General features: G+C 53.0%; 8 protein-coding genes. 1 reads left to right on the forward strand and 7 read right to left on the reverse strand.

Annotated elements, in window-relative coordinates; translation table 11 throughout:
• Together RX972_RS25000 and RX972_RS25005 are read right to left on the reverse strand one after the other, a co-directional pair.
• Positions 1 to 2,091 (reverse strand): hypothetical protein (locus tag RX972_RS25000; protein WP_316879471.1); only part of this gene is annotated, 2,091 nt, incomplete at its 3' end.
• Between the two features lie 71 nt (positions 2,092 to 2,162).
• Positions 2,163 to 3,998, reverse strand: a complete 1,836-nt coding sequence (locus tag RX972_RS25005) for a hypothetical protein (protein WP_316879472.1) — start codon at positions 3,996 to 3,998, stop codon at positions 2,163 to 2,165.
• A 707-nt stretch (positions 3,999 to 4,705) separates the two neighbouring features.
• Between RX972_RS25005 and RX972_RS25010 the strand changes: the two genes are divergently transcribed.
• Positions 4,706 to 6,568 (forward strand): autotransporter outer membrane beta-barrel domain-containing protein, encoded by a 1,863-nt coding sequence (locus tag RX972_RS25010; RefSeq protein ID WP_316879505.1) that lies wholly within the window; start codon positions 4,706 to 4,708, stop codon positions 6,566 to 6,568.
• 104 nt (positions 6,569 to 6,672) lie between these two features.
• On the opposite strand, the gene RX972_RS25015 is transcribed toward RX972_RS25010, so the two are convergent.
• The 5 genes from RX972_RS25015 to RX972_RS25035 all read right to left on the reverse strand — a co-directional run bounded on the left by RX972_RS25015 (position 6,673) and on the right by RX972_RS25035 (position 12,523).
• A complete protein-coding gene (locus RX972_RS25015; RefSeq protein ID WP_316879473.1) occupies positions 6,673 to 7,248 on the reverse strand; it encodes a hypothetical protein in 576 nt (191 codons plus the stop codon).
• 277 nt (positions 7,249 to 7,525) lie between these two features.
• Complete coding sequence (locus tag RX972_RS25020; protein WP_316879475.1) at positions 7,526 to 8,191, reverse strand: hypothetical protein; 666 nt, start codon at positions 8,189 to 8,191, stop codon at positions 7,526 to 7,528.
• A 326-nt stretch (positions 8,192 to 8,517) separates the two neighbouring features.
• Positions 8,518 to 10,083, reverse strand: a complete 1,566-nt coding sequence (locus RX972_RS25025) for a PAS domain-containing methyl-accepting chemotaxis protein (protein WP_316879477.1) — start codon at positions 10,081 to 10,083, stop codon at positions 8,518 to 8,520.
• 104 nt (positions 10,084 to 10,187) lie between these two features.
• On the reverse strand, positions 10,188 to 10,979 hold the full coding sequence (locus RX972_RS25030; RefSeq protein ID WP_316879479.1) for a CPBP family intramembrane glutamic endopeptidase: 792 nt from the start codon (positions 10,977 to 10,979) through the stop codon (positions 10,188 to 10,190).
• A gap of 206 nt (positions 10,980 to 11,185) precedes the next feature.
• Positions 11,186 to 12,523: an MFS transporter gene (locus RX972_RS25035; RefSeq protein ID WP_316879481.1), complete on the reverse strand. Its 1,338-nt coding sequence runs from the start codon at positions 12,521 to 12,523 to the stop codon at positions 11,186 to 11,188.
• Positions 12,524 to 12,936: the final 413 nt, after the last annotated feature.

Raw genomic sequence — 12,936 nt, forward strand, 5'->3', positions numbered from 1 at the left:
GAGGCGGGTGGGAGCTCCCAGTACCTTCAATCGAAGGGGCACGGAGTTCTGTACGACGCCTGAGGCTCGGCGGACGATATAAGTTGCCTCAATAGTTTTCCCAATATTTGCTTCAATTATCGCTTTTGAAAAAACAACTGATAATTCTTTGCCCTCATCAATACTAGCTACTACCTTTTCTTTAGTGTCACCTGCCTTAGGGCCTGTAAGGCTAAACAGGATGAAGTCGTTTGATTTCAAACTCGCGTCGGCGGCTACTACGAAGGTCGCGCCGTTGACTACGTCAGCAGGCGAGAGGGTGTCTCCCTTGGCTTCTTTAATTCGTGGCTCAGGCAGTGGGCTCAATACCGTTTCTTTAACGATGAATGAGAGCTTTCGTGATGTGTACTTTTGATGGCGACGCTCTACCTCGTACCAGACGCTGACCTGAGTATTGACGCTCGCCAGAACGATGCTTTTCAACACTCTGAAAATAATCTCACGATTTACCGTACCGCTGTTTATGGTCGTGTAAGTACTGAAATCACCCTCCGGCGAACGTCCGGTCCAGTACAGGGTGACTTTGTCGCCTGATTCCATCCCGTTGTAGGGCTGAATGCGAACTTTGGCTTCAAGCACTAAATCAGCTGGATCAAGTACACCATCAGCATCTACGTTATCCACGCCCGGTGCAGGCAGTGGCGCGCTGGTGTCATGGCTTACCTTCAAGTCCAGCGTCGGTGATTTGAAAAAGGCTTTCATGAACGTATTGATCGTGTAGTACACCTGCACTGTGCCGCCGGCCAACACGCTGACTTTGTCCTGTGGTATCCGAAATTCCAATACTCTGCCGATATCATCACGAGTTAGGGTTCTGAGTTCTTCGTGCATTACGTTAGCACCGCTGGCCGCTTTTCCTACCCATACCAGTGTGACGTCATTACCGTCAGCCATGAAGTAATAGGGCGGGATCAACGCTGCGACATCTCGCGACGCGGGATCAAGGACGTTGCCGTTAGCCGCAGGTACGCTTGGTGCTTGTAGTTGCTGCGGTTCGCCAATGACTGTTAAGGATAAGCTTTTGGAGCGCAGCATTACGCCGCCCGCTTTTTTAACCGTGTATTTGAAACGCGCACGACCTTGAGCGATGGGCATGAACTGTTCAAATGGCAGCAGGAACTCAACAAAACTTGACGGGTTCTCCACAACTTTAGTAGCTACGTAAGGCTCCAATTCGATGCCTTCAGCCGTGTTGCGCTGCACCACTAGCGTGATTTCGTCACCTTGAATAATTTGCGGGTCCGGGACCACAAGTGCTTGAACAGAGGCACCTGCAAGTTTATCCAGATCAAGTATGAGATTCGCGGCTTGGGGCGCTACAGGTGCAGGAAGACTAGAATTGCCTGCTTCAACTTCTGTATAGGTCGGTTGTGACCACCGAGACCAGTTATTGACTATGTCGCGAATTTCATAGCGTACCTCAAGCATGTCAGAGTCGCCCGCTGCTTCGATGACGCGTCTGGGGACAGGTATCACAATGGGCTGACCGATGTTCTCATCTGACTCAAGACGATAAGAAACCAGTTCGCCGTTCCATGACAAAATAATATTGTCACCTAGTGTCATGTTTACGTAGGGGGCAACGGTCACACTCACGCCTTCCGGTGAGGTAATGATCCCGGAAGGGTGAATGGTGGGCTTAAGCAATCCATCATTTTCATAGGGGGTGCTGGGGTCGGGATCTCTGCCACCGGGGATAGATAACTTAACGACGACGTATGTTGGTGCCGACATTTCCGCCGTATTAGAGGGAAAGGGTGTGTAGGCATATTGCACGCTTACCGTACCTTGTTCGATCCATCGCGTGTCCACATACAGAGAAAAAATACCATTGGTGTCTGGTGCGTCTGGAGAATGAATATAGGTGTCTACAGGATCTTTGTGATCCCCCCAATAAAGATCAATACGATCCTTTGGATGCATTTCAATGGGTCCGATTAATACTTCTAAAGCCTTTGTGGGATCTGCAATGTCCACGTCACCTACACCTCCTGCGTTATGGCTTAGAAGGGTAGGCTGCGGAAGTGATTTTAAAATTTTTTGCGCATTCATTATGTATTCCATCCTTTGAAGGAGGCAGGAGTATTCCCTGCCTCGCAGTTGTTAATTATCGAAATTCGTGATTAAGGGTAATTGCAGGTGTTGCCGCGTCGCATATCTACATAAACGCTAGCTCGCTTGGAATTACCTTGGCCTTTGTCGCTTTGTACGTGAAAAAAAGCTTCAGCATGACCGTAGCAGTGTCTGATTAGTCGCTCTCGAGGAACAAGAATGTTGTAGCCGTTCACAACGTCGATCTCTGTAAGTTTCGGCGAGGTGTGCGTCCATACGAATTTTTGCTCACCGCCTACAAGGTCATCATATGCTTCATAGGTGAAAACAATGGTTTGTCCTGCTTCAATATTTGTATACGGCTTGATATAAACAGGAGCGCCATTGGCTGCGAGCTCTTCGTTAATAGCGCCATTTTCGTTAAGTGCTGTGAATTGCGGAGCGTCCGGCCCGTCGGGGCCGCCCGGCAACTCATCTCTGGATTGAACAATAATCCCCTGTTCAGGAGCTGTAGAAGTATTGGGATTTCCTGAGCTTTTGACTGTGTAATACACACGAATGTCATTGCCGGTGCCGACGGGTCTGAATTTGCCGTTCTGAGCGGTCAGCAATAGCGGGCGACCAGCGGCTACGTCGGTGTTGGAAATGCGGTAAGGTTGCTGCAGAACTTCTTGTCCCCCCCAATAAATATCAATGGTTTGTGATGCCTGAAACCTGTCATTCCAGTTAATGATGATGGTCGCATCCAGTTCATAGTCATTGACATCGATAAAGTTATCTTCATCGTTTGGTAGACTGCTCCCGCCCCTGACCGTTGCTTTGTCCAATACCCCTGGAACGGGTAGCTCTACGTTTACAACTACTTCAAGAGACTGTGAGAAACCAACGATATGGCCGTCACGGATAACGTCATATTTAAGTTCGCGAAGACCATTGCCTGCTTTTTCGATGGTCTCGTAAGACACATAAAAAAGTAGAACAAAAGGCTCCTCGAGATCTTCCGGAGCCACCGGATAAGGTCCCAGCGCCTGGCTACCCCAGTGGAGCACTATTTCATCGCCCTCAATGATTACCATGGACGACGGAATTTTTACTTCGACACTCTCCTTCGCATCACTGTAATCGATGATGCCGTCATAATTTTCGATGACCGGTGGCAAAAGGTCAGGTGTGATATCCGTCAGAAATAGAGGGATGGTTACCTTGCGAGAGTCTGGGGAGACATTACCAGCTCGATCAGTCACAGTATAAAAAGTAGCGCCTGCGGAGTTGCCCAAGGATGTCAAAAATGCTTTTTCGAAGTCTACCTCGATTGGGGTGTCCTCCTCTTCATCGCCTGTCAGGGTTACTTCAGGACCGGCCACCGCACCCCAGTAGGTTTTGATAATGTCTCCTCTGCTAAGTCCGGTATAGCCGAAAATTTTGCCTGTCAGCACGTCACCCATTTCACTGAGTTCTGCAGCAGTCAATCCATCTTTTGCCTCGTCAGGGAACTCCATAAAACCCAATTGGTGGGCGCCCGGTGGTGTTCGGTCCACAATGAGCTGCCTAACCGCAGAAGGACGAGTACCGCCGCCAGGATTTGCCTGTACAAGGTAGATTAGGTCATAGAGGCCATCTTCTTTCAGCGAGGTGTCTGTCGGAATATCCAGCGTTAACATGGTTCCCGCAGGTGGGATGGAAGTGAGTTTTTCGGGTTCTCCAAGAATGTCATCGCCGAGTTTAAGCTGATAGCTGTCGTTTATCTTAGGATCGTCCCAGATAGGGATGCTAACGGAAACATTAGGAATCAGATCATCTGTTTTTATTAGCCCATCCAATGGATCTGCAACGGGGACGGTAGGTTTTGGCAGTAAGTCATCCTGTCTTGGACGACGAGTGGTTAAGGAGCGTGTTCTATTATGCATGATAGATTTCCATCTATAATTAAAAGTCGATAAGCGTCACGACGCATGATCCATGAGAGATCATATGTATGCCTCGGAAAGCGATTTTTGTGTTCTGTAGATAGACTTCTCGATCTATCTGAATTTCAACTAATAGTAAATTTGGGTCGGCGTCAATGATTTTGTAGGTAATTATTTTTTACCTGCGTGGCTCTTAGCTGTGGTGAGGATTTGAGGTTTGATGTGCGGTTGAGTAAATGAGGATAGAGGCTCTCCGTCCGTAGGATTTCTTTTATATCCCAATAGGAAGTTTCCTACAATTTTCCTGATTTCCGTTACTGGTGTAAGAAGATTCTTTGTCGATAATTACCAGTCTTTATCGAGAGGAAATTACCGTGAGTTTTATCGGGAAGTCGAACGTTTTATGGTGTGCGAGTTTGGGGGTGTATTCATTTTCATGTTCTGTGGGGGCTAATGTAGAGACGCTGCAGCAAGTGATTGACAATGGCTACAGTTTTATTGATTCGACAATTCTGCCTGATAGTTATCTCCTTAAAAATCGCTCTCTTTTGGAGGCTGATAATGCCACACTAAAGACTCTGGTCTCCCAAAACTCGAAGGTATCCCTGAAAAATGATACTCATGTGCACGGCGAGCTCAGGCTTGAGCATGGTAGTACTTTTGAGGTTAGCGAAAGCTCAATCAATCATACTGTTGGCAGCATTGCGATGTACGTGGGCGAGGGCTCAAAAGGTGTAATTGCCAACAGTAACGTCGTGGGCATTGGGTTAGCTCTCAGCGTAAATAAAGGAGGGGAGTTAGCAATCGTAAATACAGTCATTAAAGCGCACAAAGCTTTAGACATTCATACGGGGTGGGGGCTTGGTGTTTTTGGATCTAAGGTGGATGTGTCCGCCGGAAGCCGGATAGAAGGACTTGCGAACGGCATTCACGTCTCCTTGCCCACGCAGGGTGATGTAGATTATGTCACTAGCTATTTGTCGATCAGTGACTCGCATGTGCAGTCGTATAATGAATCTGCCATAAAGGTTGCAGGCCTCTACGGGCTAGGTGTAGTTGCAAATATCGACGTGCTTGATAGCTCCACCATCATTGGCGGTAACGGTAATTTGCTGGAGGTTGTAGATAACAGCACAGCCAACTTCAGTGTCGATAACAGCACCCTCAACGGCAACCTCGTTGCCGACACCACCAGCACCCTGAACGTTACCCTGCAACGCAACGCCCAACTGACCGGCAACATAATCAACAGCGATAAGTTGGCGATCAACTCCGGTGCGAGCTGGACACTGGCGGATAGCAATCAGGTGAATTCGCTGGCGATGAGGGGCGGGCGAGTGAGTTTCGGCGAGGGAGCGCACAAGACGCTGACCTTGGGCGAACTCTCCGGTCGCGGAACCTTTGATATGCGGGTCAATCTGGATGAACGCCAGGGCGATTTACTGCGGGTCGAGGGCCAGGCGAGCGGTAATCACGGTTTGCGCGTGAAAAATACAGGTGTTGAGGTGGTCGACCCCGACATGCAGCGGTTGCTGCTCGTGGACACCGACGGGGGCGATGCGCAGTTCAGTCTTTTGGGCGGGCGTGCGGATCTGGGCGTCTATTCCTACGAGCTGGAGCAGCAGGGCGATGACTGGTTTATCGTCGGCTCGGGCCGGGGCATCAGTCCTTCAACTCAAAGTGTGCTGGCGCTGTTCAACGCAGCCCCGAACATCTGGAGCAGTGAGTTGAACACGTTACGTAGCCGCATAGGCGAGGTGCGTGGCCATGAAAAGGGTGGCGGCTGGATGCGGGCGTATGGCAGCCGATTCAATGCCAGCACCGGTGATGGGGTTGATTATCGAAATAATCAGAGCGGCCTTACATTAGGGGCCGATGCACCGCTGCCAGTGAGCGTCGGGCAGTTGTCATTGGGCTTGATGGCGGGTTACAGCAAAAACGATCTGGCAATCGGGCAAGGTACCAGCGGCAAGATCGGCAGTTACTATGTGGGCGGTTACGGTACCTGGCTGCTGGACGACGGCTATTACCTGGACGCGATTCTCAAGCTCAACCGGTTTCGCAATGAATCCAGAGTCGCCATGAGCGATGGTGCGAAAGCCAAGGGGAATTATGAGAGTACCGGTCTTGGTGGATCGCTGGAGTTCGGCAGAAACATCCGCTTTGCCGATGGCTACTTCCTCGAACCCTATGCGCAGTTTTCCAGCGTTTGGGTGAAAGGCGACAGCTATGCGCTGGATAACGGTATGCAGGCACGCAATAACCAGACTCAATCGGTATTGGCCAAGGTCGGAGCATCGGCAGGGCGCAGCATTGCCCTCAAGGATGGCGGCGTGGTGCGCCCCTATCTGCGACTGGCAGCGGCTCAGGAGTTCTCACGTGATAACGAGGTCAAGGTCAACTCCACCCGTTTCGACAATGATCTGTTCGGCTCTCGAGCCGAAGTGGGGGCCGGGGTTTCGGTGTCCTTGTCGGAGCGTCTGCAGTTGCATGCCGATTTCGATTACATGAAAGGCAAGCAGGTCGAGCAGCCATGGGGCGCGAATGTGGGGTTGAAGTTCGCCTTTTGATCTACCTGCGCCCTGCGTAAAGAGGGCGTTAGTCTGCAAAAAACATCACAGAGGTGAATGACCCCCGGCGAGCAATCGTCGGGGGTTTTTACTTTTATGGACTGTCAGGCATTGACTGCCGGGCTACTCGGACCATTCCTCCGTTGTGCTCTCTGCCTGGCAGGCGCTGGATCACGATTGACCGTGACACGTATCGCAGGAGAAGTACCAATCAGATACTCGTCGCGATGCACCTCATAGTAAACGTCCACCAGACCATACTGGGCCTGAGTGATCAGGTCGTAGCTGACGCACAGAACTCGTACCGTACTGTCCTTGCTGATGTCGCGTAGGCGAATCAGGGTCGAGGATTTGTTCTGACCCCAATAAAACACAAGCGTATCGCCGAGGCGCATTTTCTCCGAGCCGGGAATATTGACGTGGACCCCGGCGTTGGCCTGTTCATAGCTGACGGTGTTGGGCTTGACGTTCGCCAGCCTGGGCGCCTTCAGATAACGGGATATATTCAAGTCGGGGTGCTGTACTGACACAGTGGAGTCCGCGCCTTCTGGCAGTGGGTTAATAGTGACAAGTGTTAGTTCCGGGGCATGCTCTTGCTTAAGCGGCGAGGGCTGTTCGCTGGCTTGGTCGACGGTGGATTTTATATTGGTGGGTGCGTCGGGTGTGAACTCTTCGTTCATCTTTTCGTCCTGAATGACAGATAGATTTTAAATGTGTTGTTTAACTTGTCGCGTTGCGTCCATGGCTTGTGTTGGGTGTATTAGAAGATGTCGTGTTTGCGAGGTCAAGTCAGACGCTTCCGATAAATGGCTCATACCATTCGGTGTGGTGGAGAATAGTTTTGTTTTGTGAAGTGCAAGCATGTGCGCGGATTTTTCCCGCATACTTATAATAAAAATCCCGCACGCAAACGCGTACAGGATTTTTGTTTTGCTATTCAAATGAGTGGCTGCGATGTTAGCGCTGCATTGTGATCTCAACTGACTGCGCAAGAATCGAGCGGTTACCCGCACGGTCGGTTACGTGGTAAGTAATATTTACCCGGTCACTGAACAGGCCTTCAAGAAACTCCTGAGTGAAGGAAATTTCGATGGGAGTGGTTGTAAGATTTTCCGGTTGAACGCGGTAGGTTGGACCTTGAATCCCGTTGCAGACCGTCTGGATCAAGTCGCCGGGTTCCATGCCTGCGTAGCTTGGGATTTTTGCATTCAGGAAGTCCCCAAAGCTGACGCTTGCGAACATGGCAGGCGCAAGCAGAGCAGCGCCTGGCGGGGTTCGATCGACGATCAGCGCGGTGGTTGCAGAGTCATTACTCACTAGACTTTTATCGTTGGTGGCCCTCAGGCCCAAGCTGTAAATACCTTCATTCAGCAGGTGTTCGGGATCGAGGACCATTGAGATAATATCCCCTGAAGTGTCGCTGTCGGACATTGTCCAGATTGCGCCGACCAATTCTCCATTCAACATCAGCTGCATGTAATAGCCGGGTTGCATTCCTTCCCAAATACGAATCTCTACATCAATAGGGTTGTTTAACGTGCTTATCCTCAGCAGTCCGTCAATAGGATCCGCAGCGGGGACGAATGGGGTTGGAAGTTCGTTTTTTTTAATGCTATTGCTCATTTTTGATTCTCCAGATCACGCCTCTAATTCAGCGTAACCATCAATTAATTAAAATACTCAGAACCCACCCCTGAAAAATATCCACTTGTGCAGTAGTTATCTATGTGAGGTGAACTCTGAAAATCAACTAATCGGAACCCGCTCTGCCTGTCAACGCCACGCACACCAAAAATCAACCAAACACACCCTATCTATTTACTTTCAGAAGTTGCCTACAATCTACTTCATTAATTGTGTAGTCCTGGGGGATCGCTTTACGCTTCAATAGCCAATAAAAAACCCCGGCAGAACATGTCTGTCGGGGGTTTTTTGATAACGCTCAATAATCAGCGGTTGAAGCGTTCCACCAGTGAGTACTGAGAGTTGGCGGTGTCAGTCAGTTCGCCGCTGAGGATGGCCGAGCGTTGCGCTTCGCCGGAGGTCTGGTCGGCAAGGTGCGCGATGGTGGCGATGTTGCGGCTGATCTCTTCGGCGACCGAGCTTTGCTCTTCGGTAGCCGCGGCGATCTGGGTGGTCATGTCGGTGATGTTGGCGACGGCTTCGCTGATGCCGACCAGCGCTTCATCGGCTTCCAGCACTTTGGCGACGCCTTCTTCCGCCTGACGATGGCCGGTGTTCATGGTCTGCACGGCGGCGTTTGCCGTGCTTTGCAGCTTGGCGATCAGACCGTGGATCTGCCCGGTGGACTCGGCGGTGCGCTGCGCCAGTTGGCGAACCTCGTCCGCGACGACGGCGAAGCCGCGACCCATTTCCCCGGCGCGTGCTGCTTCTATGGCCGCGTTGAGGGCCAGCAGGTTGGTCTGGTCGGCGATGCCTTTGATCACATCGACCACGCCGCCGATTTCATTGCTGTCCTGAGCCAGTTGGGTGACCGTCAGGCCGGTTTCGCCAACGGCCCGCGACAGCCGTTGAATGGCTTCGCGGGTTTCCCCGGCGATGTCGCGGCCGCGACTTGTGAGCTGGTTGGCTTGCTGAGTGGCATCGGCCGTGCGCTGCACGTGGCTGGCGACTTCCTGGGTGGTAGCGGCCATCTGATTGATAGCGGTGGCAACTTGCTCGGTCTCGACGCGCTGGCGTTCCAGACCACTGGAGCTGGAGTTGGCCAGGCTGTTGGACTGGCGCGCCTGACCGGTCAGTTGTTCGGCGGTGTCCTGCAGACGCGTCAGGCAGGTTTTCAAACGTGCTTCCTGACTGAGGATCGACATTTCCAGACGGGCCTGCGGGCCGCGGCTGTCGGTGTACATCTGCGCGATCAGCGGATCAGAAGTGGTCTGCTCGGCCAGGCGCAGCAGTCGCTTGATGCCACGTTGCTGCCAGGACAGGCCCAGCAGGCCCAGCGGCACCGACAAACCGGCAGCCAAGGCGAAGCCCCAGGTGGTGTTGAGCCATACGCCGATCAGGAAGCTGAGCTGACTGACGAGGATGAATGGCAGCCAGTCCTGTAATACCGGCAGCCATTTGTCACGACCTGGAATGGCTGATTTTCCATTGTTCAGGCGGCCGTAAAGGGCTTCGGCCCGCCTGATCTGCTCAGCAGTCGGTTTAACCCGTACTGATTCGAAACCCACGACTTTCTGGTTTTCGAACATTGGCGTGACATAGGCGTTAACCCAGTAATGATCGCCATTCTTGCTGCGGTTTTTGACGATGCCCATCCACGGCAGGCCTTGCTTGAGCGTGCTCCACATATGTTCGAAAACCGCTGACGGTACGTCTGGGTGGCGAACGGTGTTGTGGGGCGCGTTTAGCAGTTCTTCCCGAGAGAAACCACTGATTTCAACGAAGGCGTCGTTGCAGTAGGTGATCACGCCGCGGGCGTCTGTGGTTGAAATCAAACGCTGTTGTGCTGGGAATGTCCGTTCGCGTTGAGTGATGGGCTGGTTATTACGCATGAGCTGTCCGATCCGCTGGGGCTTTGTGACGTTATCGACAAAAATACTCATTTATTGAGCGTTTTTGCCAAATGACCCACAAGTCACGGACGCCAATGACTGGTTTAGCGGTTAAAAACCGGATATGTGAAGAGGCTGAAATGCAGCAGATTGAGCCCGAAATGTGTCGCCACTGCTGCCTGTAGTCCGCCAAAGCGATAGGCAAGGCCATACCCTGTTCCGGCGATCCCTGCGAGAAGTGCCCACTGCCATCCGCTGCCCAGATGGGCCAGGCCGAACAATAATGACGCCGCACTAAGCGCCAGCGTTGGCCCGTAAGGCAAGCGTTGCAGCAGACGTTGCAAACCGCCTTGCAGATAGGCGCGAAAGAACAGCTCTTCAGTGAGGGTGACCAGTAACAGATTGTTCAACAGCCATAGCACGCCTTGCGCTGGCCATTTGGGCGACCAGCCGGTGACGCCCAGCATGACTGCCAGTGTCATGCAGACCGCGCTAGTGCCAAGCAAGGTCAGCACTGCGGTTTTCAATGCTCGCCTTGCAGGTATCGCCGGTAGCAGCCACGGACAGGCCAGCACGATCCAGAAGCCGATCAGTGGTTTGTCCAGATAGAAGTACATCGAGAAGGGTGCTGCTTCGGGGGAAAGGCGTTGAGCCGCGATGACCCGCTCACTGAAGAAGCCGGGCAGCCAGTGAATCGCCAACCCGAAGGCGAGGGCGATGAACAACCCGTGACCGAAGCACACGATCGTCCGCTGGCTGAATTGCGTCACGCAGATGCCTGCCATTACCAGCAGCCCGAAAGTCACCGCTGCTGGCAGGCTGAGGTCGCCAAAGCTCAGGGCAATGCAATAGCCGAGGGTGAGTAAAGTCAGACTGGTCCAGCGTATCGCCGGCATGGTTGCTCCTGGAATCCGTTCGCGCGTGTCGCTTCGGGCCGCTTGCAGAGTGCTGGTGTTTAAGCGGGCGCCAAGCTTCACTGATCCTGCGTGATCATTTCCAGTTCTTTTGTCAGTTTTGTCTGAGGGAAAGTTTTGTCGGATGTTTCCGCAAGTCAAAAAAAGGCCGCTTGCGAGGAAGCGGCCTGATGGATGCGCAGCGTGAATCAGTCCTTGAGCGTTTCCACCTTGCGTGGGGCCATGAAGTACATCCAGGTCAGGGCAATGAAGTACATCGCCGGGATCATGGTGAACAGCACGCTGTAATTGTTGTTGGTCGCGGTCAGAACGGCGCCCACGATCTGGGTCATGAACATCCCGCCGATTGCAGCGCACATGCCGCCGAAGCCGAACACGGTACTCATCAGATGTTTAGGCGTGTAGTCCATCACCAGACTCCAGATATTGGCAGTCCAGGCCTGATGCGCACCCACGGCGAGGGAGATCGCTAATACTGCGACCCAGAGTCCACTGGCGTTGGCGGCAAAAATCACGCTGCAGATGGTGATCGCAAATATCAGCATCGACAGCAAACGGGCGGTTGTGGCGCGCATGCCTCGGCCGATCAGCCATGACGAGAGAATGCCGCCGCCTATGCTGCCGAAGTCAGCGGTCAGCCAGATCAGGATCAACGGGATGCCCATCTGGGTCACGCTGATACCCAGGTTGTATTGCTGATTGAGAAACGGCGGCAGCCAGTACAAGTAGAACCAGAACACAGGCGCTGTCAGCGAGTAGGCAATGGCGAAGGCCCAGGTGCCGCGCATTTTCAGGATGTGCGAGAAGGGCACTTTGACCGGCTCGGGTTCAGGGTTCTGATTGATGTAATCCAGTTCGGTCTGGCTGACGCTCGGGTGGTCTTCGGGGTTGTAGTACTTGAGGCGCCAGGTCACGACCCAGAACAGGCCGAGCAAGCCCATGCTGACGAACGCGGCTTGCCAGCCCCAGATGGTCAGAATGAACGGCAGCAGCGCAGGGGTGAGCATTGCACCGACGTTGGTCCCGGCATTGAAAATGCCGGTGGCAATGGCCCGTTCACCTGCGGGGAACCACAGCCGCGTGGTCTTGACGCACGCCGGGTAGTTGGCGGCTTCTGTCAGGCCGAGAATGAACCGGCAGATCATGAAGCCTGTGGCCGAAGTGGCCAGACCATGGGCACCGGTGGCAACACTCCACAACAGTACGGCGAGGAAGAAGGCGCGTTTCACGCCGACCCGGTCGATGAAGCGACCTTGCATGAGGAAGCCTGCGGCGTAACCCACCTGGAACCAGAAGTTGATGTTGGCGTAATCCATCGCCGTCCAGCCCATTTCCTTGGCCAGGATGGGCTGCATGACACCCAGGGCGGCGCGGTCGATGTAGTTCAGGGTGGTCGCAAAAAATACCAGCGCGAGCATGCCCCAGCGAACTTTACCGACGGCCATGGCACCGCGGATTTTCTCGCCCATACTGGCATGCGGATGAGCGACGTTAGCCGTCTTGGCGGCAGAGTGTGTGTGAATCATGGTTAAGCCGTCCGTTCCAGGATTCAGGCAAGTGGCCCTGAATCAGGCTATAAAAGCCAATCTGTGAAAGCGTCTCGAATCGTGGCCGAAGAGGGCCGCAGTGCTCTACAACGACGGTTACGCCGCAGGAGCTAATTTCGTGGGCGCTGGATTTTAATCAGGCTGAAGCCGATCCGATACGCGTTTTTATCAATGCGGGCGATAGAGAGGTATTTATCGGCTTGCGAGCCAGGGCTGAGTAGCCAACAGGACCGGGACGGAAGCGGGGGGAATCAATATATGAAGGCATGTGCGTGACCCTGTTTTTGAAATTGTTATGGTGTGCTTGCAAGGGTGTTATCAACTTCAGGCGGTTGGCCTTGTTCGACAATGTGCTGCTGATGTTGAGCACGGCCGACAAAAGCGTCAATCAG

It is taken from the genome of Pseudomonas syringae group sp. J309-1 (genome assembly GCF_032582135.1).
In the GTDB taxonomy this organism is placed as follows: Bacteria; Pseudomonadota; Gammaproteobacteria; order Pseudomonadales; family Pseudomonadaceae; genus Aquipseudomonas; species Aquipseudomonas quasicaspiana.